Here is a 25,015-nt window from a genome sequence, read left to right on the forward strand (position 1 = left end):
TCATAATTGTTAACGGTGGCAACTGCCTGTTATATGAATAATATCTTGCTCGGTATCCTGATCATTGAAAGTATAAGGTAGCTCACATTGATCACCGCTGTTTTCGCCCCAGCGGACATGCAGCGAACCTTTTTTGTCTTTCACACGGACATAGATCTGGTTTCCCTGACCCACCATACCGACAATGTCATCTTGACTGTTATACACGTCGGCACCCAGCGGTAACCCTTCACCGTCGGCGGTTTGAGTCTGAATTAACATCGCATAGCCGGTCAGTGTCTCGAATTTAACTTTCACTGCAGCACCGGCGTAAGGAACCACGCGGCCCTGATTTTCTTTCAGTTCGGTATTACGATTAATGCCTTTGGTATCTAAACCTATCGTATTGTAATTATAAGGCGTTAAGGCTGGCACCAGAGCGAAGCCGTTATTATCGATCCGGGCCCCCTGTGCGTTGCGAACGCTTGCCCCTTGGGCGCCATCCGCTTCAATTAAACCGAATGTTTCACCCAAATAAGGCCCAAATGTTACGCCTTTGCCGTGAATAACTGCGGCACCGCGCGCACCGGCACCATATTGGGTGTAATTATTGCCGCGCGAATAACTACCGTTGACGGTCGCATTAGGGAATTGTTGTTGCACATTGGCTCCCCAACTATTTGAGTTATTGCCGATTTTATTATCGTCATAGCCAGCATTAACCGAATAGTTAAAGGAATTCCGCTCACCGGCAGTGCCTGATAACGATGTCTGGTAGCTATTGCCGCTTTTCGGATTACGGTTGGCAGACATCGACAGATATTGGCTTTTGCTGCCGATATTTAGCGGAATTGACAGCGTTAATGTCGCGATGTTTTCGGTATTACCATAGCGTGTCGTCGTCGTATTATTACTATCTTCGGTTTCCCAACCATACAGCGTCGAGGTATAAACGCTACGCTGCCGGCTAATCGCCAGGTTATAACTGATATCCCTATAGTTATTTGAATAACCCAGCTGTAACTGTGTATCCCTCTGCGTATCATTATAATAATCGCTGGTTGAGGCAGAGGCATAAAGCTGGCCGAAACTCCCCAGATTCTGATTGATTGTGGTGGTAAATTGGCTGCGTTGTTTATAGGTTGATGAATCCCATATTCCGCCGTTCTTTTGCACGGAACGAACGCCAAATACATCGTTTAAATCGCGATAACCTTTGGTTGAATAGCGATATCCCGCCAACGAAAAGGTCGTTCCGGTTTCGCTGAATGTTTGGCTATACGTTGCCTGCATACGCCAGCCATTCTGGGTTTGGTCATTTTCGACCTTAGCGTGAGAGAAAGTGGTATTGAGGCCGAAAGCGCCGACTGAAGTGCCAATGACTCCTCCGGCCAGCAGCGCGGTGTAGTCTTTCGCTAATCGTAAACCGGAGTTACCCGTTAGCTGATTGGTCAGGCCGCGTTCATAGGTAAAATCAGTGAAATAGTTATCAATGTTGGTAAAGTCGCGTGATGCCCCGGCAACGGCGCTATAACGGCTCACGCCAGGGCGCATTGAATCAGGTACGGCGCTGAATGGCACAGTAAATGTTGAACGGCTACCGTTCGCTTCTATGATCTCAACGTTGAGATCACCCTGGCTGGTGGTGCTATATAAGTCATTAATAACAAACGGGCCGGGGGCGACGTTGGTTTCATAAATTTCACGGCCATTCTGGCGAATAATGACTCGCGCATTGGTACTGGCAACTCCACGGACTTCTGGAGCAAAGCCGCGCATTGATTCCGGCCACATACGTTGATCGGTGGCTATTTTTGCTCCACGAAATGACAGGGTGCCAAATAACGTACTGTCGGTGAAAGTTTCGCCCAGCGTTAATTGGCTATCTAATTGGGGGATAGGGCGTTGTAAATAAGTACGAATATTATTCCATTGGCTATCGCTACCGTTGCTGTTATTGGAATAGCGCAGGTTGGATTGCTGGCGTATTTGCCATAATCCTAAATTAAGCCCGCTTTTTAATCCCATAAAAGCATAATCAGAGGTGCTATTTTGCTGTTGGGATTTTGTCTCACTGCGATAAAAGTTGGAGCTGTAATTAACGAATAAGAGATTTTCACCTTCTTCCCATTCGCTCCGCTCTATATATCCCCGAGGCCGTTTTTTTAATAAGGCTTGTGGAATTGATAGCTCTAATCGCAGTTTTGCCTGATCAAAGTGAAAAGACGCGCCTTTGACCCGCTCGGCCAGTGGAACACATTGTTCTATCAGCGGAATCGCAGAATCTGAAGGGCGTGACTCTATTTCAGGTGTGTTGGGTTGTCGGGATAGGGAATCGCCTTTAGCCGTGAGTTCAACGCCAGCGGCTGTTAAGAATTCATCATTCAGGCAAGGGTAGGCCTCTGACGAATCAGCATTTTTAATAAATTTAACAGTGGTACGTTTAAATAGCCTGTTATTAATCAGAACATCTACGGCATCGTAATTTCCGGCGGTTACGGCATTCTCTTTATTCAGTTGATTCAAACCTGAGGCGAATTTTGTTCCTAGAAAAAGAGATTCATCAAATTCGAGGTCTTGCGGTTCTTCCTGAGCTAAAGGCGCATCAACATATAAGATTAAAGTAATACACAAAGTTAATGCTTTTTTACGGCCGGAGAACTTCTTTTTTAGACTGACACGTACAAACCCCATAAATATTCCTTCGCCGGAAAGATGCTACTGAATTTTATAACTGCCGGTATCTTGCCCACCGAAATCATTCACGAGTAGGAACTTTACGGTAGCATTTGAGGGGGCCGATGAATTCGGAATAACCCACTCAGCTTGAGACATAGGCGCAATCATTTCTGATTTCATATTAAGTTTTTTACCACTTCCAACGACTTCCGCGCTGGCAATAGTGGCATAGAAACCAGTGGGGTTCTTTCCTGTGACAACGACATCCTTGCCTCGTTGGTGAAGGCTAAAAGTGAGTGCGCTGGGTACCTGATCTACGCGGCCTGCAATATTTTCTGGCCGATAAAATACTTTAATGCGATTACGCATCAGCACTAACATTTTGTTATTTTTTTCTGCTTTATTGACGGGGGGCACCTGTAAAAAATTCAGGTAGAACACTGACTCTCTGTCCGTCGGCAGACCACTGCCGGTATATTTCAAGCGCAATGTTTGTCCTGCATTAGCTTCAATGCGAAAGAACGGTGGGGTAACGATAAAAGGAGCCTTGCCTGTGTCTGGTGTTGACTGGGCATCGCCGCTGTCTAGCCAAACCTGAATGGCATTAGGAAAGCTATCATTATTGGTTAATTGTACGCTGTGCTCTTTTTCCCCTGCGGAATAAATAATCCGGCTACCGTTCATGACTACACTAGCCTGAGCGAAAGACATGCCTATGAAAAGTAAAAGAGTGATAAACAGGTAACGGTAACCAAGTATATTAATTGCCATGAGGATATCCTCTAAATGCGGGCGAAATAACTATATCCCTGGTTGCCGAGTGTGGTCAGAGATATGCTGCATACATTCACCCGAGCAACTTATTACTAAGTTCCTCGGGTGATTTTACTTACTTGCAGCGTACCTGCCGCACCAGTTAATTAAAGTATATCCTATACGGCCACGCTTATTTTTTTACAGGTAAGAAACCGCATATTGGACAGAGGCAATGACTGAACCTGGGGTGGTTTTCCCAGTTGCATAGTATTGAACGGCAAAATCATGTTCTGCTGATGTATCACCCGCTTTTAACACGATACCATCTTGTGCTACACCGCTATTCAGATCGATACCGGTTGTTGTGGTTGAGTCTTTCAGTAATTGAAGTTCAACGTTGGTTGCGGTGCCTGTATTTTTTAGGTTACCGGCGGTAGTAACCTGGCTACCTACAAACACAGTTTTGATGTCAATATCATCAACCCCTGGAGCACAGCCGGCAACACCCAGAGTAAAGGTTGTCTTACCTGCTGTTTTACCAGAAGCATCTAAATCTGTACTTGATACCGTTGGCAGCAAAACCATTGGGTTTGCGTCAAGCCCGTTGACTGTCACTGAACAGGTTTGCGCTGTGACTTCCCCTTGGAATGTAATTGTATTATTGCTCGCCGCCATTGCTACGGTTGTGGATGCAGAGAATAACGCGATAGCCAAAGTAATCTTATTCATTTAAAACTCCAATACAATAATTAAATGTGCGGTTAGCATTCATTCGTATTTAGATAAGAATGAGTGTTTAACTTTATATATGTGAAGTGGGCTAGTGACTATGTTCGCGAATGTTATTCGGTTATACTCGTCAGGTTTCCACGTGCCTTTTATTAAAAGTAATTTGGCAGTCATTATTTATCTGCGTCTATTACTTGATGAGAGAATGATATAGAAAACATATCTGGCTGGACATAGGATAAGCGAACCAATTTATGTGGGAAAATTCCTACAGATTTTTATGGCTGAGGTTTTTCTGACAATTTGTTGTATTGCTGGTGCTTTTTTATTTTGTATGATAATAAACGCATGTCACCCTTATTGTATTTATTGTGAAGTATAGGCTTATGTTTTTTATACATTCAATCTCTGCTTTTATAATGTAATTAGTACTGTTTTTCATTGGGTTATAAATTTGATTGAGAAATAAATGATAAGCATCCTGTATTAGTTATATTGATTTTTTATTGACGTAAAAGATCTTGAAAGAGAGTTATTATCAATATCTAAGTAACGAATAAATTTAACCTGCCAGCATAAATTTTTCCTATTTGAGTCATTCCGCTACTCTCCCTCAATATGTTCATTAGCCCGATAGTCTTTTTATCGAGTGCAGTTCATTTTGGAGTCAGACAGCATCGGCGATGGTTTATCTGCGATTCTTTTTATTAGACTATGCCGTGGGGAAGTGGTTAAGAGAATAAGCAGTGAAACGATACCCAGATGTAATAAAGGTTTTGCACGACATCTGAGTTTGCGAGACATTTCGTTTCAGCGGCTTTGAACGTCGCTTGCGACGGCCCCGCAGGGGTGAGAGCCTTTGGCTCGAATAATCGAACGTGTTCGATGAAGAGTCCAGATGCCAGAAAGCAAAAAACCAGCCGTAGGCTGGTTTCTCTAAATATGGTGCCCGGACTCGGACAACGCCGCTAGGCGGCTTTGAACGTCGCTTGCGACGGCCCCGAAGGGGTGAGAGCCTTTGGCTCGAATAATCGAACGTGTTCGATGAAGAGTCCAGATGCCAGAAAGCAAAAAACCAGCCGTAGGCTGGTTTCTCTAAATATGGTGCCCGGACTCGGACAACGCCGCTAGGCGGCTTTGAACGTCGCTTGCGACGGCCCCGAAGGGGTGAGAGCCTTTGGCTCGAATAATCGAACGTGTTCGATGAAGAGTCCAGATGCCAGAAAGCAAAAAACCAGCCGTAGGCTGGTTTCTCTAAATATGGTGCCCGGACTCGGAATCGAACCAAGGACACGGGGATTTTCAATCCCCTGCTCTACCGACTGAGCTATCCGGGCAACGGGGCGCATTAAACCGTATTGGCACTAAATCGTCAATGAGTTTCTGTCATAAAGTCGATCGTTTGCTGCCTTTTCGGTCAGGTAAGGTGAAATACAGCCCGATGAGGAGGAGGGAATCAGTGACAGTGTGGTTTAGCGCCTGCGAACCATAACCCCTTAATTTCTAGTTGATTGCATAACAATGGATTAAATATTCACAATTAGTGAATATTTACCACTTGAGTCACACTAATAAAAATGCAATTATTGCGCGAAACTCATATCCTATTACGCTAAATCAGGCTAAAGAGGGGCGTCCATGACAAGTGTTGTATCTTTTTTGACGCAAAATCTCCCCCGTCAGCCAATGATTTATTCCTATCACTATTTCTTGCCCTTCTATGATTCCTCTGCTGTTTCTCCTATGCGGTAAGGCTACCTCTGCTCACTGTTAGGCATGATTAAAACTAGAGTTCATTCTCTGATTTTACTGATGTCTATTGGTTACAGCTGAAATGAGATAGATCATGCTCCGCTCGTGTTTTTCTCCACATCGGTTCATCAGTCATTCAGCTAATTCAATAGCAACTTACGGAATATTATTAGGTGTATTTATCTCATAAGATTTCATCTTTGTGCCTGGGTGGCACGACTCATCCCTGACAGTTTGAGATTCGGTAACATGACACAGTTGAAAATAGCAGCAAGCGCAAATTTGGTTTCCTATCTGGCTACCCCACGCGAGGTAGTATGTCTTTATGAAACTGACTTTACCGACGTCGCGGTGATTCTGGTTTCTCTGGAAGACGTCAATAGCGGTATTCTGGCGGAATTGCATAATCAGGGCTTCGGGATACCCACTTTTATTGCTGCGCAAGGCGATCAACAAGTGTCCGTTGATTACCTGCCACTGATTAAAGGTGTAATGGCTTTGGGCGAAAATAATAAAGCTTTTTATCTCGCTCAACTTGAAGCCTCTGCTGCTGAATATGAAAAAAACCTGTTACCGCCGTTTTTCTCAACGCTGAAAAAATACGTCGAAATGAAAAACTCGACTTTTGCCTGCCCCGGTCATCAGGGGGGGGAGTTTTTCCGTAAACATCCGGCCGGTCGGCAATTTTACGAATTTTACGGTGAAACGCTTTTCCGCTCTGATATGTGCAATGCTGATGTCAAATTGGGCGATTTGTTGATCCATGAAGGCGCGGCCAAAGATGCGCAGAAGCACGCGGCAAAAGTGTTTAACGCTAACAAAACCTATTTTGTGCTAAACGGAACATCTGCAGCTAATAAAGTGGTGGCTAATGCACTATTAACTCGCGGAGATTTGGTGCTGTTCGATCGTAATAATCATAAATCAAACCATCACGGTGCGTTGATTCAGGCCGGAGCCACGCCAATATATTTAGAAACCGCTCGTAATCCTTTTGGTTTTATTGGCGGAATTGATGCACATTGCTTCAATGAACGTTATTTACGTCAGCAGTTGCGGGAAGTCGCTCCTGAGCGTGCCGATGAAGCTCGGCCATTTCGATTAGCAATCATTCAATTAGGAACCTACGACGGTACGATCTATAACGCTCGTCAGGTTGTGGACAGCATTGGTCATCTGTGTGATTACATTTTGTTTGATTCGGCGTGGGTAGGATATGAGCAGTTTATTCCGATGCTGAAAGATTGCTCTCCGCTGTTGCTGGAATTAAATGAAGATGACCCAGGGATTATTGTGACCCAGTCAGTCCATAAACAGCAGGCTGGTTTCTCCCAAACCTCACAGGTGCACAAAAAAGATAATCACATTAAAGGGCAGAAACGACACTGTAATCATAAACGGTTTAATAACGCTTTTATGCTGCATGCTTCTACCAGCCCATTTTATCCGCTGTTTGCCGCGTTGGATGTTAATGCCAAAATTCATTCTGGTGCCAGTGGTCGCAATATGTGGATGGATTGTGTCAGATTGGGTATCGAGGCGCGAAAATTAATATTGGAACGTTGCTCATTGCTAAAACCCTTTATCCCGCTACAGATAAATGGCAAGAACTGGCAGGACTATGCCACTGAGACAATTGCGAATGATGCCCGTTTCTTTGATTTTGTACCTAGAGAGAAATGGCACGGCTTTGATGGTTATACCGACGATCAATATCTGGTCGATCCCTGCAAATTATTACTGACGACGCCTGGTATTGATGTGGCCAGCGGCCAATATAGCGAGTTTGGTATTCCCGCGACTATTTTGGCTCACTTCCTGCGGGAAAATGGCATTGTGCCAGAGAAGTGCGATCTTAATTCAATTTTGTTCTTGCTCACGCCGGCTGAAAATAGCGCTAAAATGGCTCATCTGGTAGAAATGTTGGCGCAGTTTGAGCGACACGTTGGGCAAGATTCATTGCTGTGTGACGTATTGCCGACGGTATATCGGAAGAATGAGCAGCGTTATCGCGGATATACTCTGCGCCGTTTATGTCAGGAAATGCACAATTTATACGTGAGTCATGACGTAAAACAGCTGCAAAAAGAGATGTTCCGCAAAGCCAGCTTGCCGCAGGTAGTCATGAATTCGCAGGATGCCAATATTCAGTTTATCCGAGATAATATTGAGCTAATTCCGATAGCGGAAGCTGAAGGGCGAATCGCCGCAGAAGGCGCTTTGCCTTATCCTCCGGGCGTACTTTGCGTCGTTCCCGGTGAAGTATGGGGTGGTGCCGCTCAGCGCTATTTCCTCGCACTGGAAGAGGGAATTAACCTATTACCGGGATTCTCACCGGAATTACAGGGCGTATATATCGAAAAGGGTGACGTTGAGTGGCGACGTATTTTGGGGTACGTCATCGCAGACTGATTTTTTTCTGATACCACCGGGTTAGCCGGTGGTATCTGGAGATGCATATTATTGGCTGAAATAGCGACCTAACAGAACCAGACCAGAGAACAGTAACAGGATATTTATTAGTTTTATTAGCTGCTCGCGGTTGATACCTAAACTGATCCTATTAGCGAGGGTTAAGCCTGCCAGCATACCTGGGGCTAACAGCAACACCATCAATAAGATCGATAAATCCATATAAACACCGGCCAGCGTAAATAAAATAACGCGGGTGAAGGTGCTCAAACCTATCAATGTTGTTTGGGTGATGCGCAGGTTATCTTTGCTTTCTATTCGACCAGATAAATAAATGGCATAGATAAACCCGCCGCTGCCAAATAGCGCACTAAACACGCCGCCGACTAAGCCAAAAGGCACGGCTGCCGCCGTTTTGAATTTCCCCAGAGGTTTACGTCGACTCAAAGAATAGAGCGCGTAAAGAATGACAAATATCCCTAAGGCTAATAAAAGAATGTCCGGACGGGTTTTGAGTAAAATTGTAGCGCCGATTAAGCTGCCGATAATCATCATGGGTATCAGTCGCTTAAGCTCACCAAGATCGGCATTCCTACTGTGTCTGGCGACGTTAGTAACGGCAGCGAACATATCTACTATTGCCAATAGAGGGACAATTTTTGCGACTGGGATAAAAAGTGCTAAAACCGGGCTAGCAATAAGTGCGGAGCCGAACCCGGTCAGGCCAAAGATAATGTAGGCGACAACCATAGTGGCAAATATGGCTGCTAATTCGAATAGCGTAAATCCAAGATCCATTTGTTCAGTCTGAGTAATAAGAAGGGAGGAGCTTTTACTATAGGCTGCCGTGGTTTATTTCCCATTGTTCTTGCGTGCACTGTGATAATGAACACAATTTCTGTCTGGCAAAGAGTGGTATTGGTGCTTTCTGAGAATAAAAAAAATGGCACAGAAAACTGTGCCATTTTTACCGGTTATTTAGGAATAAAGCTAAATTAATATCGGCGATAGCTCTTCTGAGCGCTGTTTACTTTTACCAGATAACGGCGAGATTCCGCTGCCGGGTGTTTGGTGGTTAGCGTTTGGAATACATCACCCGGTGCCATGCTGTTGATAATGGAGAACGCCCGATTCTTATCGCTATGGAATACGCGTAATACGCTACCTGCGCCACCGTTATAGGCGGTAATTACCGCATAACGACGGGCGGTGGCATTCTGGATGCCGCCGAGATAGCTATTTTGCAGAATAGACAGATAAGCCGTACCTGCATCGATGTTGTTTTCAGGATCGAATAAATAGCTACGGCTTGGCTGCCCGCTTTTCCCTTTCAATCTGAATACGTCTTTACCGGCGGTGTGCTGTACTACCTGCATCAGACCCAGAGCATCAGAACCGCTGACCGCATAAGGGTTGAAGCTAGATTCCGTTTGCATAATCGCCAATATAAGCGATTCTTCCACGCCATATTTTTCCGCCGAACGTCGAACCAGCGGCAGATATTTGTGGGCTCGTTTGTCTAAGTGGTTTGGCACTAGTTGCAGCGTAACCGACCAGATGACATGCAGACCGGAAGTCCGTTTTTTCATTCTGGTTTGTAACAGGTAATCTGCAAAATGCGCGGCCCGCCATTCCCAACGAATTGGCTGACCATTGTTATCCAACACCTGACCGTAAAGGAACGGCTCTTTACTGATCTGGATGTCGTTAACATCGGAATAAAGGTCGATCGAACCGGGATCATCACCCATTAATAAAGTCGTGATAATCGCCTGACGCAGGTGAGCGGCAGGATCGGTTGTTGCGATGGTTTCTACCGTAATGGTACCGGCATCAAAGTTGATGTGGCTACGGGTTTGGTATTGATCGGTATATTTTACGTAGTCTTTCGGACCGGCGATCAAAACTTCACTCAAACCCCAAATGTTTTCGATATTGTGGGCAAATTGGCCCATTAAGATTTCGAACCCATTGGTGTCTTTGATAAAGGCTTCATTATTGGCCTGATCTTTATTGCCCGAGCAGGAAACTAATAATGGGGCAATCACTAGCAAAGCTAAAATTTTCTTCATCTTACAAGCCATATCGTGATGAGGAATAACATCAGGGCCATGACTGGCCCTTTGGCGTTACTTACTCGGCGGGGTATACCCTTCGATGTGAACATCCTGCCCTTCGAACAGGAAGTTAATCATTTCCTGTTCCAGTAATTTGCGGTCTTCCACATTCATCATGCTGAGTTTTTTCTCATTAATCAGCATGGTTTGTTTAGTGATCCACTGTGACCAGGCTTCTTTTGAGATTTCGTTATAAATGCGTTTGCCAACTTCACCCGGATAGAGCTGGAAATCCTGCCCTTCAGCATCCTTTTGTAAAAATGTGCAAAAAATCGTTCTGCTCATGCTAAATCCTCATTTGTGGCACTATCGCCAAATAAAGCTGCTTGGGTAGGAGGCTGCTTGGCCAACTGCTGCAACAGGCGCTCAACGGGCGCAGCAAGCCCTACCGACGGTGGCTGTGCTAAGTTATACCAGAGACCCGCTCCTTCATCCATGCATCCACTCAGGGTTACCGCATTCATCCATATCGGCACGATATCCAAATGGAAGTGGCTAAAGGTGTGACGAAAAGCGGTTAGCTGCTGCAAACCTTGCTCTGGTAGCCCTTTTTGCTGCAACCAGTGACTGAGATCTTCTCTTTCACTAAACTGCGGGAAGCAGAATAATCCGCCCCACAGCCCAACGGGAGGGCGCTGCTCGAGCCAAACCTGCGTATGATTTTGAATCAATAAGAAATACGCGGTTTTTTCCGGTATGGTTTGTTTCGGTTTTTTCCCCGGATATTGTGGCCAGCTATGGTTGGCGTATGCAATACAGCCAGCGTTTAGCGGACAAAGTTCGCACTTCGGCTTGGAACGAGTACAAACCATCGCCCCAAGGTCCATCATCGCCTGGTTAAACTGGCCCACGCCCTTAGCTGGCGTGACGTCTTCGCTGATTTGCCATAGCCGTTTTTCCACGTCTTTTTTCCCCGGCCAGCCATCTACCGCATAGCAGCGAGCCAGAACCCGTTTCACGTTACCGTCGAGGATCGGGAAATGCTGCCCCAGCGCCAGCGACAAAATAGCGCCTGCGGTAGAGCGGCCAATTCCGGGCAAATCGGCAATTTCTTCAAAAGTGGTAGGGAATTCACCCTGATGTTTGGCCACAATGGTCTGCGCCGCCTTGTGCAGATTACGAGCGCGAGCGTAGTAACCCAAACCTGTCCACAGGTGCAATACTTCATCCAATGGCGCAGCAGCCAGCGCCCGCACATCGGGGAAACGCGCCATAAAGCGTTGGAAGTAAGGAATGACGGTGGCAACCTGAGTTTGTTGCAACATCACTTCCGATAGCCATACTTGGTAAGGTGTCTTGTCCCGTTGCCACGGTAGGGTTTTGCGACCGTAGCTTTGGTACCAGTCAAGCACCACTTGCGCGAACTGTTGCGCTTGCATCATAGGTAAGTATCGATATCCGGCAGAGAAATAATTTAGGGCTGGGATTGCAGCATAGAGTCTGAAGGCTGTAAACCGGAACTTTCCGAGGGGTTGGCGAAGTTTCGTCGGTAATAATGAATCATTTCGTGGTTAAATTTGTACTTCTCGCGTTCATAGTTGATAAACTAGCGTATCTTTGCATAATGCGCGTTCTTATTTTGCGCAACTCAACAGACAGAAAGCACCATGATAAATGACGTCATATCTCCGGAGTTTGATGAAAACGGTCGCGCACTGCGCCGTATTCGTAGTTTTGTCCGCCGCCAAGGGCGCTTAACCAAGGGCCAACAGTTTGCGCTGGATAACTACTGGCCGGTGATGGGCGTAGAATATCAAACGACCCCGGTTGAGCTGAGCACGCTGTTTGGCCGTGAAGCGCCGACAGTATTGGAAATTGGTTTCGGTATGGGTACCTCTTTGGTCACCATGGCAGCCAATAATCCGCAGCAGAACTTTTTAGGTATCGAAGTTCACTCGCCGGGCGTTGGCGCCTGTTTGGGCAGCGCTCATGAAGCGGAACTGAACAATTTGCGCGTGATGTGTCACGATGCGGTTGAAGTACTGGAAAACATGATCCCGGAAGGCTCGCTGGATATGGTTCAGCTATTCTTCCCCGACCCATGGCATAAGGCGCGCCACAATAAGCGTCGTATTGTCCAGACTCCGTTTGTGGAACTGGTAAAAAGTAAATTAAAAGTCGGCGGCGTATTCCATATGGCCACCGATTGGCAACCTTATGCGGAACATATGTTGGAAGTGATGTCGGCCGTCTCCGGATACCGTAATCTTTCCGAAACCAATGACTATGTTCCTCGTCCGGATTCACGTCCGTTGACGAAATTTGAATTACGTGGCCAGCGTCTGGGACATGGCGTTTGGGATCTGATGTTTGAGAGGAAAGAATAATGGCTAACAATCGCAGTCGTCGTTTACGCAAGAAAATGCACATCGATGAGTTTCAGGAATTAGGTTTCTCCGTTCAGTGGACCTTCCCTGAAGGCACTGGCGTTGATGTGATCGATTCCACCGTAGACGCATTTATCGACGAAGTTATTGAACCAAACGGTTTGGCTTTCGACGGTAGTGGCTACATGCAGTGGGAAGGCCTAATCTGCCTGCAGGAAATCGGTCATTGCACCGATGAGCACCGTGCATTGGTCAGCAAATGGCTGGAAGCTCGTAAAATGAAAAACGTAGAAACCAGCGAGCTGTTTGATATCTGGTGGGATTGATCCTAACGATCTGACCACTGTTTGATAATAAGGGCGCCGCTATAGGCGCCTTTATTTTTATTGGGGAAAGTACTGGAGTATTTCCGTGGTAAAGACGTTATCGAATACGCTGTTGGAAGATATCCTCGATCAGGTTAGACCGATGATTGGGCAAGGGAAAGTCGCTAACTATATTCCAGCCCTGGCGGAAGTTTCCGCAGATAAGCTGGGTATTGCGGTTTGCGGCGTCGATGGTCAGATTTTTCAGGCGGGTGATGCGGAAGAGCGTTTCTCAATCCAGTCGATTTCTAAAGTGCTCAGCCTGACTCTGGCTTTAGGGCGCTACGGCGAGGATGAAGTGTGGCGGCGAGTGGGAAAAGAGCCATCGGGCCAGCCGTTTAACTCATTGGTACAGCTGGAGTTGGAGCAAGGGAAGCCACGTAATCCCTTTATTAATCCGGGGGCGCTGGTGATTTGCGACATGCTTCAAAGTCGCCTGAGTGCGCCTAAGCAGCGGATGCTGGAAGTGGTGCGCCAGTTGGTCGATGATGTCTCTATCGGCTATGACAGCCGGGTGGCACGTTCTGAATTTGAACATTCGGATCGCAATGCGGCCATCGCTTATCTGATGAAATCTTTTGGCAATTTTGACAACGATGTTTTGACCGTGCTGCAAACTTACTTCCATTATTGCGCCATGCGTATGAGCTGCATCGAGCTGGCTCGCTGTTTTGTTTATCTGGCAAATCAGGGGCGGCCAATCAATCATGCCGAACAGATTATTTCACCGATTCAAGCCAGACAAATCAATGCGTTAATGATAACCAGCGGTATGTATGACGGTGCCGGCGAGTTTGCATTCCGCGTAGGTATGCCGGGGAAATCCGGTGTCGGCGGCGGAATTATTGCCGTGGTGCCTGATGAGATGTGCATTGCGGTATGGTCACCGGAACTGGATGTCTCAGGGAACTCATTGGCCGGAACCGCTGCCTTAGAGTTACTTGCCCAGCGGATTGGTCGCTCAATCTTTTAGGATCAGTCCACTACTGGCGGCGATAAAACTCAGGCAGGGTCATAATTAGCGGTAGATAAACGGTTTCTCAGGAGAATCTATGTTACGAAAAGCAGGACTGGCGCTTTTGTTATTGGCTGCGGGACAGGTTCACGCAGAATATCAGTGCAACGTAAAACCTCAGGATGATGTGATTATCAGTCCGCAGAGCGTACAGGTTGTGGGAGCCAGCGGAAATCTGCAAATCTCACCGGATGGTGATGTGATTCGCAACGGCAAAACATTGACTCTCACAGAGGCTCAGCGGCAGAAAGCGTTCAGCTATCAGAGCGCATTGCGTAAAGATTTGCCGTGGATTGATAAAGGCGCGCAACAGCATCTGGAAAAAGCCCGGGTTTCTTTGGATAACGTCATTGTGCAACAGTTGGGGAGCAGCAGTAATGTGCGTAACCGGCTGACGACGTTGAACGATCAGCTGAAACAGCAAATGAGCCGCATCATTGAGAAACGCAGCGACGGTCTGACTTTCCACCATCAGGCCATTGCCCAAGTAGAGAAGGACGGTCGCGCCATCGTGCAACAGAGTCTGGGGGGCGTTTTGCAGGATAGCCTGAATGAAATGGGCGTTAAGCAGGCGACGAGCGGTTCTTCCAATAATCCATTGCAGGCGATAATGGGCAATCTGGGGGGGTTGCAGCAAGCGATTCAGACTGAATGGAACAATCAGGAACAAGATTTCCAGAACTTCGGCCATGAAGTTTGCGGTCGGGTGACCACGCTAGAGCAACAGCGTATTGAGCTGCTCAAAGCCTTAAATTGAGTTCCATCCGATAAAATAAAAAACGGGCGAATGCCCGTTTTTTTACGATGCGCTCTGACAACTATAAAAACAGTTCCAGCAATGAATTCAGGAATAGCTTTCCTTTTTCGGTAATCTGCCAGTGTTCATCGGTTTCCAGCATATAGCCTTTGGCGATAGCCTGATCCAGCTGCGAGCGAATGGTGCTTTCTTCCAGACCGGTAAAATTATAGAAATCACCGCGCGGCGCGGCTTCCAATAGACGGAAACGGTTCATGAAGAATTCAAACGGCCGGTCGGCTATTTCAACCTCATGTTGCCTGTCCATATATTTGCCTTGCATGAAACCGCGTGGATGCTTGGTTTTCACCGTGCGAAGAATGCGACCATCGCTAAAAGTCACTTTTCCGTGAGCGCCGCAGCCAATGCCCAGATAGTCGCCAAAGCGCCAATAATTAAGGTTGTGCTGGCACTGGTAACCGGGCTTTGCGTAGGCCGAGGTTTCATACTGCTGATAACCCGCAGCGCTAAGCAACTGGTGACCTTGCTCGAAAATATCCCACAGCGCATCATCATCCGGCAACTTGGGCGGACGCGAGCTGAAACCGGTATTGGGTTCGATAGTTAGCTGGTACCAGGATAAATGAGGGGGGTTTAGTGCGATGGCCTGACGTAAATCGTCCAGCGCCTCTTCCAGCATTTGATCCGGCAATCCATGCATCAAATCCAGATTAAAGCTACGTAAACCCAAAGAGGTTGCCAGCGCCGCAGCGCGTTTAGCCTCTTCTGGGCCGTGTATCCGCCCCAGACGCACTAATTTCTGCTCGTTAAAGCTCTGCACGCCGATAGAGATGCGATTGACACCGGCCCGCTGGTAGCCGCTGAAGCGATCGGCCTCAACGGTGCCGGGATTGGCTTCCATGGTGATTTCGGCATCTGCTGCAACCGGCAGGCGTGCTCTAACGCCGTCCAGCAGACTTTGCATCGCTTCTGCACTCAGTAAACTGGGCGTACCGCCGCCGATAAAAATGGTGCCGATTTCTCGTCCGCTGGTCAGCGGCAGATCGGCGTCCAAATCGGCCAGCAAGTGATCGACATATTCCTGATGAGGAACATCTCCTTTCAACGCATGGGAGTTAAAATCGCAATAAGGACATTTCTGTACGCACCACGGAATATGGATATAAAGACTAAGCGGTGGCAACTTAAGCATTTCGCAGGGCATCCAGCATTAATTTCAAGGCCTTACCGCGATGCGATACTGCCTGTTTTTCTTCGCGGCTCAGTTCTGCGGCTGTTTTGCCTAATTCCGGTACGTAAAAAATAGGATCGTAGCCAAAGCCACCTGCGCCGGATGCTGCCCGTGCAATCACGCCAGGCCAACTGCCGTGGAACACCAGAGGCGTAGGATCTTCCGCGTGACGCATATACACCAGAACACAATGGAACTGCGCACCGCGTTGTCCTTCAGGCACATTCTGTAGGCTTACCAACAGTTTCTCCAGGTTTTCCCTATCGCTGGCATCAACACCAGCATAGCGCGCCGAATAAATGCCCGGAGCGCCGCTCAGCGCATCGACGGCCAGACCAGAATCATCGGCAATGGCGGGCAATCCTGTGACCTGCGCCGCATGACGAGCTTTCAGAATGGCATTTTCGATAAAGGTTAAACCGGTTTCTTCCGCAGACTCAACGCCCATCTCGGTTTGCGCAACCACGTCCAGACCGAAATCCGCCAGCAGGCTGGCTAACTCACGTACTTTACCGGCGTTACCGGTAGCTAAAACGACTTTTTGCATGGTAAATCCTGATTGATTGTTACGCCGGTAACCTGCTTTCCATCGTGAGATAAACCTGATGGTTTTGTGCCATTGATTGAATTTATTTCGTGCCATTCAAAATGGAGCAGCGGAGTTATCCGACTATTCGAGCAGTGCTGCAACCTGAGGTGGAATCTGCTGCGGATGAATAATTTTGATCTGTTTATGCCGCCCCAGCTCACCTTTTTCGATGATGACGTGGCTTTTGGCCACTCGAAACTGTTTGGCTATAAATTTGATCAAATGGGCGTTGGCCTGCCCATCAACCGGCGGGGCGGTAATGGCGACTTTTAACTCATCGCCATGTAAACCGATAATCTGATCGCGGCTGGCTTTCGGCTGAATATATAGCCTGATCGCCAGCCCGTCCAGCAGGGGAGTGACTGCACTCACAGTACGAACCAGAGCTCGCCTAACAGATCCATACCTAAATAATTGATCAGATACAGGATCAGGATAACTACCATGCCGGAAAAATCGATCCCGCCCATTGCTGGCAGAATACGGCGGATCGGTGCCATCAGCGGCTCGGTCAGTTGATATAGCAGATAGTCCATCGGGCTTCGGCCCTGGCTAACCCAACTCATCAATGCACGGATAATCATCACCCAGAAGATCAGATAACCGGCGGCCTTAACCAGTGAAATTACGCCAAACAGCAGGTTATAAGGGCTGAGGGACATGCCGCCGCCCTGAATCAGCAGTAATAGCGGGTATTTGATGGTCATCAACAGGAAGGCCAACAGCAGAGAAGCGCTATCTATCGGGCCTAATGACGGAATAATTCGTCGCAGCGGGCCAACGATCGGCTGAGTGATTTTCACCACGAACTGCGAAAACGGGTTGTAAAAGTCACTGTGTACCATTTGCATCCAGATGCGTAATAGCAGCACCATGACGTAAAGGTCAATGACGGTTTTAGCCAAAAAAGTCAGCGTTAGCATGGTTGCCTTTAGTCCTTAATCATATTCAAGTGTCTGTAAAGTACCTCTATCTTAATGATAAAGGCTTAGGGGGAGCGTATTGTTTTGTAAATCAGTCTTATCAGCCATTGGATGGATTAAAACAGTTTCTCCATCTCCTGGGCGCGGCTGATTGCGGCCTGCATGGCATGGGAAACAATATCCGACAAATGTTGCTCATTAAATACGCGCAGCGCTTCCGCCGTGGTGCCACCTTTCGAAGTGACCTGCTCGCGCAAAGTCGATAGCGGTAGCTGCGGGTTGGCCTCGACTAGCGCTGTAGCGCCAGAGGCCGCTTGCTGTACCAGCAGGCGTGCGGTTTCGCTATCAAACCCTAAACGTTCCGCTTCTTGCTGCATTGCTTCCATAAACAAGAAGAAATAGGCTGGCGCACTGCCTGCGGCGGCAATAACCTGATTAATGCCGCTTTCATCGTTGACCCAACACACTTTACCGACTGAACCCATTAATTGAGCGGTAAAATCGCGATCGGCCTGGTTAACCTGCTCCGGCGCATAAAGCCCGCTCATGCCTTTTCCTACCAGAGAGGGCGTATTAGGCATAATTCGCACCAGATTCAGCTTGTCTCCCAGCAAAGCGTAAAAACGCGAAACGCTGATGCCGGCCGCGATGGATAATACCAGTTTCTTACCGAAATCTACCTGCTCACTCAATGGCTTGCAGACATCGGCCATCATTTGCGGTTTCACCGAAAGTACCACTACTTCGGCTTCACGAGTCTGAGCCACGTTATCACTGCTACTGATTACGCCAAATTCCTGCGCCAGAGCATCACGATGGGTGGCTGAAGGAGCGCAGACGCTGATTAATTTAGCCGGATACCCGCCTGCAACCAGACCCGCGATAATTGCGCGCGCCATATTGCCCGCGCCGATAAATGTAATTTTGCGATGTTGCATAAATATCCTCGATTAAGCCTGCGCTGGCGCGGCGGAACCATAGTCGCGAGCGCCAAAAATGGCAGTGCCGATGCGCACCAAGTTGCTACCAGCGCTGATGGCGGCAGCCATATCGTCGGTCATACCCATAGAAAGCGTATCTATTTCAGGGTAGCGCTGTTTTAAGGTTAAGAAAGCCTGATTCATCTGCTGAAAAACGGCAAGCTGACGTTCAAAATCGCTTTCTGGCGCTGGAATTGCCATCAAACCCCGTAATTTCAAGTTTGGTAAACCATAAATACTGGCGGCCAACTCAGGGAGTTCGGCGAGCTGAATGCCGGATTTGCTTTGCTCATCGCTGATATTGACCTGAATCAGAACATTCAGTGCAGGCATGTCCGCCGGGCGTTGTTCACTCAGGCGCTTGGCAATTTTGAGCCTGTCAACGGTATGGCACCAGGCAAAATTTTCCGCTACCAGACGGCTTTTATTGGATTGCAGCGGGCCAATAAAGTGCCATTCCAACTCGGGATTCCCGGCGAAATAGTGGATTTTATCCACCCCTTCCTGAACGTAGTTTTCACCAAAGGCGTGTTGCCCGGCGGCAATGGCTTCTTCGATCGCGGCCACAGGTTTGGTTTTACTGACTGCAAGCAGCGTAATTTCTTCTGGGGAGCGTTCGCAATTCCTTGCAGCAGCGGCGATCCGGTTCCTGACATCCTGTAGGTTCTGTTGGATAGTGCTCATATGACCCCGGGAGTTTGATATGGATTTCAATGAATGGGTGGCGGCTAGTGTAAAGCATAATGCCTCCGATCTGCACCTGTGTACTGGCTATCATCCCGCGTTACGAATTTGCGGTGACTTGCATATATTCAGGCAGGTCGCGCAGGTTACATCGACATGGATACAGAATTTAAGCCGACAACTGTTAGATGAGGTGCATTATGAGAAATTACAACGGCATGGGCAGATTGATTTTTCATTTTCATTATCTTGTGGAACGCGGCTGCGTGGGCATTTCTTTCAACAGCAACGTGGGCTTTCCGCCGCTTTCCGTTTGATTTCCGCCCAATGTCCCACTTTGGCCGAGTTGGATGCACCGGAGGTCGTGCATCATTTATTACCCTGTGAAAGCGGTTTGATATTGATAACCGGAGCGACTGGCAGTGGGAAATCCACCACGCTGGCAGGAATGCTCGACGGGATTAACCGTATGGGAGGGCGACACATCATTACGCTGGAAGATCCTATCGAATTTATTCATCACAGTCAGGGATGCTTGATTCAGCAGCGAGAACTAGGCGAGCACATGCCGTCTTTTAGTGCGGGGCTTAAGGCAGCGCTAAGGCAGGATCCGGATATCATTTTGCTGGGGGAATTGAGGGACAGAGAAAGCATTACGCTGGCGCTGACCGCAGCAGAAACCGGACACTTAGTGTTAGGAACCTTACATACCCGCACGGCGGCGCAGGCTGTTGATCGACTGGTTGACGCATTTCCGGCGGAAGACAAGGGCAGTGTACGCAGTCAGCTGGCGGGGAGCCTGATGGCCGTAATTGCGCAAAAGCTGTTGCCAAAACGAGGTGGAGGGCGAGTGGCTATATTTGAAACCATGGTACAAACCGGTGCAGTCAGCCATCTGATCCGGGAAGGAAAAACTCATCAGCTAACCAGTTTGATGCAAACCGGTGGAGCGATGGGAATGCAAACTTTTGAGCAAGGTTTAGTACAGCGTCAAAATCAGGGCGTATTGGCTCTGGCCGAAGAACAACGTTGGACGCAGCATTAAAAGGCAAAAGGCAAAAGGCAAAAGGCAAAAGGCAAAAGGCAAAAGGCAAAAGGCAAAAGGCAAAAGGCAAAAGAAAAGACAGAGGGAAAGAGAAAACATAAGCAACGAAGAGGGACGTCCAGCAATGGAGACTCTTGGGAGCGGGGAATTTGTCAGGAGAATCAACGGGGGTATGCGGGGAATATCAGCCCGGATATAAGTTCCGGGCTGATGACGTACAGATTAAGGCTTAGGAATCTGCTGGGTAATGCAGTGGATATTGCCGCCGCCCAACAAAATCTCTCTGGCTGGAACGCCAATAATGGCGTAGTCAGGATACATTTGTTGCAACAGATCTTTGGCCAAATCATCGGTACGGCTATCCAGCATTGGGAAAATGATTTGCTGGTTGCTGATCAGATAGTTGACGTAAGAACCTGCCAGACGTTCACCGGCAGTACGAGGTACCGCATCGGTTGACAGCACGTCGGCAGTCTCTTCTTCGGTGTTGTACAGCGGGCCGGGCGCAGGAAGCTTCCAGACTTTCAGCTTACGGCCTTTGGCATCCACCGCTTGCGATAGTACTTCGTAAGCGGCCACGGATCGGGCGTACTGCGGATCCTGCTGGTCGTCGGTCCAGTGCAACGCCACTTCGCCGGGGCGTACAAAGCAGCACATATTGTCGATGTGACCGTCGGTTTCATCGTTATATACGCCGTCTTGCAGCCAGATAAAGTGGGTTACACCCAGATATTCCCGCAGTAATGCTTCGATTTGTTCTTGGTTCAGGTCTGGGTTGCGGTTTGGATTCAATAAACATTCCGCGGTGGTTAGCAGTGTGCCTTCGCCATCGGTATGAATTGAACCGCCTTCCAGAATCAACGGAGCGGCATAGCTGAGGTTTTTATGAAACTGGTTCACCTGTTCGGCGACTTTTTCGTCCTGTCGCCAATCGGCGTACAGACCGCCCAGTAATCCGCCCCAGGCGTTGAATTTCCAGTCAACGCCACGACGTTCGCCTTTACCATTGATAACCATAGTTGGGCCGGTATCGCGCATCCAGGCGTCGTCACACTCCATTTCAACCAATGTGATATTGGCTGGCATAGTGGCTTTCGCCTGCTCCATAAATTTGGCCGGTACGCCCATGTATACCGGCGTGGCGCGAGCAATAGCTTCAGCAACCTTGGCAAAAGTTTGTTGGGCAGGAATACCTTTACCGCGCCAGTTATCCTGACGGTAAGGCCATAGCATCCAGACTGCGTCTTGAGGTGCCCATTCGGCAGGCATATAGAAACCGTCCTGCCGAGGAGTTGTTTGCAACGCCATGATTATCTCCGGGTTTTGCCGTCAGAAGTCGCCAGTGCCTGATACATTTCAGGACGACGGTCGCGGAACAGGCCCCATGAAGCGCGTTGTGCAGCGATTTCCTGCAAATCAAATTCATGTACTAATACGGTTTCGTCGGTTTTGTTAGCCTGAGCCACTAAAGCGCCGGTTTGGTCGGCGATGAAAGAAGAACCGTAGAAAGTCATTTCCAGACCATCGATATATTGACTGGCTTCGGTACCGATGCGGTTGGAAGCGATAACCGGAACCAGGTTGGCTGCGGCGTGGCCTTGCTGTACGCGAGTCCAGTGTGGCTGGCTGTCGATTTCTGGGAAAGCCGGTTCTGAACCAATCGCGGTTGGATAGAAGATCACTTCTGCGCCTTGCAGAGCGAGGCTGCGAGCGGTTTCCGGGAACCATTGATCCCAGCAAATACCTACGCCGACTTTGGCATAACGGGTTTGCCAGACTTTAAAACCGGTGTCGCCGGGAATAAAGAATTGTTTTTCCTGATAGGCCGGGCCGTTTGGAATATGGGTTTTACGATAAACATCCAGCACCGAGCCATCGGCATCGATCATCACCAGAGAGTTATAGTAAGCGTTGTTGGCGCGTTCGAAGAAGCTCAGTGGCAATACCACTTCCAGCTCGGCGGCCAGCTTGGAGAAATGTTGAATTAGCGGGCTATTGTCCAGCTCTTGGGCCAGCGCATAGTGCTCAGGGCTTTGATCAATACAGAAATAAGGTGCAGCGAAAAGCTCCTGAATCAGGATGATCTGCGCGCCTTTGGCGTGAGCTTGTCGCACCAGTTTCTCGGCATTTTCGATGTTCTTCGGCAGGTCCCAAGAACAGGCCATTTGTGTTGCAGCAACAGTCACTTTTGTCATGAGAAAACCTCAATAAATGTAAAAAACACCCTCTAAGGATGAGCGATATTCTGCGCCATCAATCTGTCAGAGTTAAATAAATCTCTATAGAGACGGCGGCGTTGGCCGTTGCGCAACTTGGCGGTTCCGGCATCGAGACAATAGAGGCTAAGCATAGTAATCAAGGCCGCCGTTGCCCAATTTCATCCGCCGATATCATCGCGGGGCAGCATACTATGTCAGCTAAAACTATTCGCCAAGCCCTATTGTACCGCGTGCTTAGCTTAATAGGGGTAAATTGGCAGCATTCTGCCGCAGATAGCGGTATTTATCATGGTAAAGTGATTTTAAATCAATGTGCTATCTGTTTTGCGGGGAAAGTATGGGCTGGCGACCCCAAGCCTTGGCTCAGGGCATATATGATATGATCTTGCCAAGATATTACTCGGGCTGTTGCTCGAACCAGCTCTCCAGAATAATCACCGCCGAGGCCGCGTCTACGCTGCCTTTGTCTAAAGCACGATAGCCGCCGCTGTCGAACAGATAGGCTCTGGCTTCTACTGTGCTCAGTCGTTCGTCGTGTAAAGCAATAGGTACACCAAAACGGCCATGCAGCCGATTGGCAAATTTGCGCGCTCTGGCGGTCAAAGGCTGCTCGGTGCCATCCATATTTAAAGGCAGCCCTACCACCACCAGATCTGGCTGCCATTCTTTCAACAATTTCTCGACTTTCTGCCAGTCTGGCGTGCCGTCCTGCGCTTTGAAAGAGGTCAGTGCGCGAGCCGTACCGGTAATTTCCTGACCGATAGCAACGCCGATACTTTTGGTGCCAAAATCAAAGGCGAGAATGGTGCGGTTAGCCATCAGGCGTGTCCTGCTTGAGGGGCGATATTGAAAATATTGATGCCCAGTTTATTGGCCGCTTGCTGCCATCGTTCGGCAATAGGCGTATGGAAAATGATATCGAGATCGGCCTCGATGGTTAACCAGGAATTATCCAGCAGTTCCTGCTCCAACTGGCCTTTTTGCCAACCGGCATAACCCAGAGCCACCAGCACATTTTTCGGCTGTTCCGGCGTACCTAATGTCGCCAGCACGTCTTTTGATGTGGTGATCATGGTTTCCGGCGAAATGCGCACGCTGGAGCCAAAGCCTGGCTGCGGTGAATGCAGGATAAAACCGCGATCGTCAGCTAAAGGGCCGCCGGCAAGCACCGGCTTATCCAACCGTATGGCAGGATCGCGCGGAGAAGGGGTGATTTTTAGTTTATTCAGCACGGATTCCACAGTGAATTTTTCCACAGGTTTATTGATAACCAAACCCATGGCACCTTCTTCATTGTGCTCGCAAATATATACCACCGAGCGCTTAAACTGAGGGTCCTGTAGTGAAGGCATAGCAATAAGGAAGTGATGCTGTAAATTCATTATGTTTTATAGGTAACTAGCTGAAGTAAAAGATAAACAGCCGCAATTTGCGGATGAAAGTAATAAAATGATGGGGTGCTGCCGTTGAAGCCGCAACCCCAAGTAGAATCAGGCTTTTTTATCAGCCAGGCGTTTTTCGATGGCATCCATCAACATACCGGTAACGGATACTTGAGGGAACGCGGCTTCGATCTCGCGAGCGCAGGTTGGGCTGGTGACGTTAATTTCAGTCAAACGATCGCCAATGATGTCCAGACCAACAAAGATCAGCCCCTTTTCTTTCAACGTAGGAGCAACCGCACGAGCAATTTTCCAGTCGCTTTCGCTCAGTGGGCGGGCTTCACCTCGGCCACCGGCGGCCAGATTGCCACGGGTTTCACCCTGTGCCGGAATGCGCGCCAGACAGTAAGGCACCGGTTCGCCGTCCACGACCAAAATGCGTTTGTCGCCTTCGGTAATAGCTGGCAGGAAGTTTTGTGCCATGCAGAAACGACTGCCGTGCTCGGTCAGGGTTTCGATAATCACCGACAGGTTAGGATCGTCCTGTTTCACGCGGAAGATAGACGCGCCGCCCATGCCATCCAGCGGTTTCAAAATAATGTCACCGTGCTTCTGGTGGAATGTGCGGATATGCTCTTTGCTCCGGCTAACCAGCGTATCCGGGGTTAACTCCGGGAACCAGGCGGTAAACAGTTTTTCGTTACAGTCACGCAGGCTTTGCGGTTTATTGACGACCAGCGTGCCTTTGATCTCAGCGCGTTCCAGAATATAAGTGGCGTAAATATATTCGGTATCAAACGGCGGATCTTTACGCATCAGGATAACGTCGAGATCGTGCAACGTCAGATCTTGCTCGCTGCCGAAGCTGAACCACTGGTTTTTATCTTCTTTTACGTTCAGCAAGCGAGTGCGGGCGCGGCCTTCACCAGCGTGGAGATAAAGGTCGTTCATCTCCATATAATGCAATTCGTAACCGCGGCGCTGTGCTTCCATCAGCATGGCAAAACTGGTGTCTTTTTTGATATTGATGGATGAGATAGGGTCCATCACGATGCCGAGCTTGATCATTATTTT

24 protein-coding genes and 1 tRNA gene are annotated in these 25,015 nt (G+C 48.4%); 6 read left to right on the top strand and 19 right to left on the bottom strand.

Annotated features, from left to right (window positions below; genetic code table 11):
- Positions 1-9: 9 nt before the first annotated feature.
- The 4 genes from DBA33_RS12665 to DBA33_RS12680 all read right to left on the bottom strand — a co-directional run bounded on the left by DBA33_RS12665 (position 10) and on the right by DBA33_RS12680 (position 5,480).
- Positions 10-2,673 (bottom strand): fimbria/pilus outer membrane usher protein, encoded by a 2,664-nt coding sequence (locus DBA33_RS12665; RefSeq protein WP_064515063.1) that lies wholly within the window; start codon positions 2,671-2,673, stop codon positions 10-12.
- A gap of 24 nt (positions 2,674-2,697) precedes the next feature.
- A complete protein-coding gene (locus DBA33_RS12670) occupies positions 2,698-3,429 on the bottom strand; it encodes a molecular chaperone (protein WP_064515061.1) in 732 nt (243 codons plus the stop codon).
- A gap of 183 nt (positions 3,430-3,612) precedes the next feature.
- Positions 3,613-4,143 carry a fimbrial protein gene (locus DBA33_RS12675; RefSeq protein ID WP_064515059.1) on the bottom strand — a complete coding sequence of 177 codons (531 nt, stop codon included), beginning with the start codon at positions 4,141-4,143 and terminating at the stop codon, positions 3,613-3,615.
- Positions 4,144-5,404: 1,261 nt separating this feature from the next.
- Positions 5,405-5,480 (bottom strand) — tRNA-Phe (locus DBA33_RS12680).
- 664 nt (positions 5,481-6,144) lie between these two features.
- Here DBA33_RS12680 and speF point away from each other — a divergent pair.
- A complete protein-coding gene (gene speF, locus DBA33_RS12685; protein ID WP_064515057.1) occupies positions 6,145-8,307 on the top strand; it encodes an ornithine decarboxylase SpeF in 2,163 nt (720 codons plus the stop codon).
- A 48-nt stretch (positions 8,308-8,355) separates the two neighbouring features.
- On the opposite strand, the gene DBA33_RS12690 is transcribed toward speF, so the two are convergent.
- From DBA33_RS12690 to mutY, 4 genes are all read right to left on the bottom strand, one after another.
- Positions 8,356-9,105 carry a sulfite exporter TauE/SafE family protein gene (locus DBA33_RS12690; RefSeq protein WP_120806584.1) on the bottom strand — a complete coding sequence of 250 codons (750 nt, stop codon included), beginning with the start codon at positions 9,103-9,105 and terminating at the stop codon, positions 8,356-8,358.
- A 197-nt stretch (positions 9,106-9,302) separates the two neighbouring features.
- Positions 9,303-10,379, bottom strand: coding sequence for a membrane-bound lytic murein transglycosylase MltC (gene mltC / locus DBA33_RS12695; protein ID WP_064515053.1), 1,077 nt, complete (start codon positions 10,377-10,379; stop codon positions 9,303-9,305).
- Positions 10,380-10,436: 57 nt separating this feature from the next.
- A complete protein-coding gene (locus tag DBA33_RS12700) occupies positions 10,437-10,709 on the bottom strand; it encodes an oxidative damage protection protein (protein WP_064515051.1) in 273 nt (90 codons plus the stop codon).
- Complete coding sequence (mutY, locus tag DBA33_RS12705) at positions 10,706-11,806, bottom strand: A/G-specific adenine glycosylase (protein WP_120806585.1); 1,101 nt, start codon at positions 11,804-11,806, stop codon at positions 10,706-10,708. The genes DBA33_RS12700 and mutY overlap by 4 nt, the downstream gene beginning before the upstream one ends.
- Before the next feature lie 225 nt (positions 11,807-12,031).
- Between mutY and trmB the strand changes: the two genes are divergently transcribed.
- From trmB to DBA33_RS12725, 4 genes are all read left to right on the top strand, one after another.
- Positions 12,032-12,751 (top strand): tRNA (guanosine(46)-N7)-methyltransferase TrmB, encoded by a 720-nt coding sequence (gene trmB / locus DBA33_RS12710; protein WP_064515047.1) that lies wholly within the window; start codon positions 12,032-12,034, stop codon positions 12,749-12,751.
- A complete protein-coding gene (locus DBA33_RS12715; protein ID WP_064515045.1) occupies positions 12,751-13,077 on the top strand; it encodes a YggL family protein in 327 nt (108 codons plus the stop codon). Before trmB ends, DBA33_RS12715 begins: the two co-directional genes overlap by 1 nt.
- Before the next feature lie 85 nt (positions 13,078-13,162).
- Entirely contained in the window at positions 13,163-14,089 is a 927-nt protein-coding gene (glsB, locus tag DBA33_RS12720; RefSeq protein WP_064515043.1) for a glutaminase B, read from the top strand.
- 79 nt (positions 14,090-14,168) lie between these two features.
- Entirely contained in the window at positions 14,169-14,888 is a 720-nt protein-coding gene (locus DBA33_RS12725) for a DUF2884 domain-containing protein (RefSeq protein ID WP_049599607.1), read from the top strand.
- Between the two features lie 61 nt (positions 14,889-14,949).
- Here the strand turns inward: DBA33_RS12725 and hemW are convergent, their stop codons facing one another.
- The 6 genes from hemW to DBA33_RS12755 all read right to left on the bottom strand — a co-directional run bounded on the left by hemW (position 14,950) and on the right by DBA33_RS12755 (position 19,295).
- Positions 14,950-16,080 (bottom strand): radical SAM family heme chaperone HemW, encoded by a 1,131-nt coding sequence (gene hemW / locus DBA33_RS12730; RefSeq protein ID WP_064515042.1) that lies wholly within the window; start codon positions 16,078-16,080, stop codon positions 14,950-14,952.
- On the bottom strand, positions 16,073-16,666 hold the full coding sequence (locus DBA33_RS12735) for an XTP/dITP diphosphatase (RefSeq protein ID WP_064515040.1): 594 nt from the start codon (positions 16,664-16,666) through the stop codon (positions 16,073-16,075). The genes hemW and DBA33_RS12735 overlap by 8 nt, the downstream gene beginning before the upstream one ends.
- A 123-nt stretch (positions 16,667-16,789) precedes the next feature.
- A complete protein-coding gene (gene yggU, locus DBA33_RS12740; RefSeq protein ID WP_049599614.1) occupies positions 16,790-17,080 on the bottom strand; it encodes a DUF167 family protein YggU in 291 nt (96 codons plus the stop codon).
- Positions 17,077-17,631: a YggT family protein gene (locus DBA33_RS12745; protein WP_049599617.1), complete on the bottom strand. Its 555-nt coding sequence runs from the start codon at positions 17,629-17,631 to the stop codon at positions 17,077-17,079. Before DBA33_RS12745 ends, yggU begins: the two co-directional genes overlap by 4 nt.
- 116 nt (positions 17,632-17,747) lie before the next feature.
- Positions 17,748-18,569, bottom strand: coding sequence for a pyrroline-5-carboxylate reductase (gene proC, locus DBA33_RS12750; protein ID WP_120806586.1), 822 nt, complete (start codon positions 18,567-18,569; stop codon positions 17,748-17,750).
- A 12-nt stretch (positions 18,570-18,581) separates the two neighbouring features.
- Complete coding sequence (locus DBA33_RS12755; RefSeq protein WP_120806587.1) at positions 18,582-19,295, bottom strand: YggS family pyridoxal phosphate-dependent enzyme; 714 nt, start codon at positions 19,293-19,295, stop codon at positions 18,582-18,584.
- Between the two features lie 19 nt (positions 19,296-19,314).
- Here DBA33_RS12755 and DBA33_RS12760 point away from each other — a divergent pair, with 19 nt between their 5' ends.
- The gene (locus DBA33_RS12760) at positions 19,315-20,340 is read left to right on the top strand and encodes a type IV pilus twitching motility protein PilT (protein WP_064515034.1); all 1,026 of its coding nucleotides are present in this window, start codon (positions 19,315-19,317) and stop codon (positions 20,338-20,340) included.
- A 222-nt stretch (positions 20,341-20,562) separates the two neighbouring features.
- Here DBA33_RS12760 and aguA read toward each other — a convergent pair whose 3' ends face one another.
- The 5 genes from aguA to gshB form a co-directional block, all read right to left on the bottom strand.
- Positions 20,563-21,648 carry an agmatine deiminase gene (aguA, locus tag DBA33_RS12765; protein WP_120806588.1) on the bottom strand — a complete coding sequence of 362 codons (1,086 nt, stop codon included), beginning with the start codon at positions 21,646-21,648 and terminating at the stop codon, positions 20,563-20,565.
- 2 nt (positions 21,649-21,650) lie between these two features.
- Positions 21,651-22,535, bottom strand: a complete 885-nt coding sequence (aguB, locus tag DBA33_RS12770) for an N-carbamoylputrescine amidase (protein ID WP_064515030.1) — start codon at positions 22,533-22,535, stop codon at positions 21,651-21,653.
- A gap of 420 nt (positions 22,536-22,955) precedes the next feature.
- Positions 22,956-23,378 carry a Holliday junction resolvase RuvX gene (ruvX, locus tag DBA33_RS12780; RefSeq protein WP_064515028.1) on the bottom strand — a complete coding sequence of 141 codons (423 nt, stop codon included), beginning with the start codon at positions 23,376-23,378 and terminating at the stop codon, positions 22,956-22,958.
- Positions 23,378-23,941 (bottom strand): YqgE/AlgH family protein, encoded by a 564-nt coding sequence (locus tag DBA33_RS12785; RefSeq protein ID WP_064515026.1) that lies wholly within the window; start codon positions 23,939-23,941, stop codon positions 23,378-23,380. Before DBA33_RS12785 ends, ruvX begins: the two co-directional genes overlap by 1 nt.
- A 108-nt stretch (positions 23,942-24,049) precedes the next feature.
- On the bottom strand, positions 24,050-25,009 hold the full coding sequence (gene gshB, locus DBA33_RS12790) for a glutathione synthase (RefSeq protein ID WP_064515024.1): 960 nt from the start codon (positions 25,007-25,009) through the stop codon (positions 24,050-24,052).
- Positions 25,010-25,015 lie beyond the last annotated feature (6 nt).

Source organism: Yersinia sp. IP36721 (assembly GCF_003634395.1).
Taxonomy (GTDB): Bacteria; Pseudomonadota; Gammaproteobacteria; order Enterobacterales; family Enterobacteriaceae; genus Yersinia; species Yersinia entomophaga.

Excerpts from the sequence above, each read along its gene's own strand:
- hemW (WP_064515042.1), bottom strand. The coding sequence starts at position 16,080 with ATGCTTAAGTTGCCACCGCTTAGTCTTTATATCCATATTCCGTGGTGC.
- gshB (WP_064515024.1), bottom strand. The coding sequence starts at position 25,009 with ATGATCAAGCTCGGCATCGTGATGGACCCTATCTCATCCATCAATATC.
- trmB (WP_064515047.1), top strand. The coding sequence starts at position 12,032 with ATGATAAATGACGTCATATCTCCGGAGTTTGATGAAAACGGTCGCGCA.
- DBA33_RS12760 (WP_064515034.1), top strand. The coding sequence starts at position 19,315 with ATGGATTTCAATGAATGGGTGGCGGCTAGTGTAAAGCATAATGCCTCC.
- aguB (WP_064515030.1), bottom strand. The coding sequence starts at position 22,535 with ATGACAAAAGTGACTGTTGCTGCAACACAAATGGCCTGTTCTTGGGAC.
- DBA33_RS12785 (WP_064515026.1), bottom strand. The coding sequence starts at position 23,941 with ATGAATTTACAGCATCACTTCCTTATTGCTATGCCTTCACTACAGGAC.
- proC (WP_120806586.1), bottom strand. The coding sequence starts at position 18,569 with ATGCAACATCGCAAAATTACATTTATCGGCGCGGGCAATATGGCGCGC.
- DBA33_RS12690 (WP_120806584.1), bottom strand. The coding sequence starts at position 9,105 with ATGGATCTTGGATTTACGCTATTCGAATTAGCAGCCATATTTGCCACT.
- mutY (WP_120806585.1), bottom strand. The coding sequence starts at position 11,806 with ATGATGCAAGCGCAACAGTTCGCGCAAGTGGTGCTTGACTGGTACCAA.
- DBA33_RS12745 (WP_049599617.1), bottom strand. The coding sequence starts at position 17,631 with ATGCTAACGCTGACTTTTTTGGCTAAAACCGTCATTGACCTTTACGTC.
- DBA33_RS12725 (WP_049599607.1), top strand. The coding sequence starts at position 14,169 with ATGTTACGAAAAGCAGGACTGGCGCTTTTGTTATTGGCTGCGGGACAG.
- DBA33_RS12675 (WP_064515059.1), bottom strand. The coding sequence starts at position 4,143 with ATGAATAAGATTACTTTGGCTATCGCGTTATTCTCTGCATCCACAACC.
- DBA33_RS12700 (WP_064515051.1), bottom strand. The coding sequence starts at position 10,709 with ATGAGCAGAACGATTTTTTGCACATTTTTACAAAAGGATGCTGAAGGG.
- ruvX (WP_064515028.1), bottom strand. The coding sequence starts at position 23,378 with ATGGCTAACCGCACCATTCTCGCCTTTGATTTTGGCACCAAAAGTATC.
- DBA33_RS12735 (WP_064515040.1), bottom strand. The coding sequence starts at position 16,666 with ATGCAAAAAGTCGTTTTAGCTACCGGTAACGCCGGTAAAGTACGTGAG.
- speF (WP_064515057.1), top strand. The coding sequence starts at position 6,145 with ATGACACAGTTGAAAATAGCAGCAAGCGCAAATTTGGTTTCCTATCTG.
- DBA33_RS12755 (WP_120806587.1), bottom strand. The coding sequence starts at position 19,295 with ATGAGCACTATCCAACAGAACCTACAGGATGTCAGGAACCGGATCGCC.
- aguA (WP_120806588.1), bottom strand. The coding sequence starts at position 21,648 with ATGGCGTTGCAAACAACTCCTCGGCAGGACGGTTTCTATATGCCTGCC.
- DBA33_RS12670 (WP_064515061.1), bottom strand. The coding sequence starts at position 3,429 with ATGGCAATTAATATACTTGGTTACCGTTACCTGTTTATCACTCTTTTA.
- mltC (WP_064515053.1), bottom strand. The coding sequence starts at position 10,379 with ATGAAGAAAATTTTAGCTTTGCTAGTGATTGCCCCATTATTAGTTTCC.
- DBA33_RS12665 (WP_064515063.1), bottom strand. The coding sequence starts at position 2,673 with ATGGGGTTTGTACGTGTCAGTCTAAAAAAGAAGTTCTCCGGCCGTAAA.
- DBA33_RS12715 (WP_064515045.1), top strand. The coding sequence starts at position 12,751 with ATGGCTAACAATCGCAGTCGTCGTTTACGCAAGAAAATGCACATCGAT.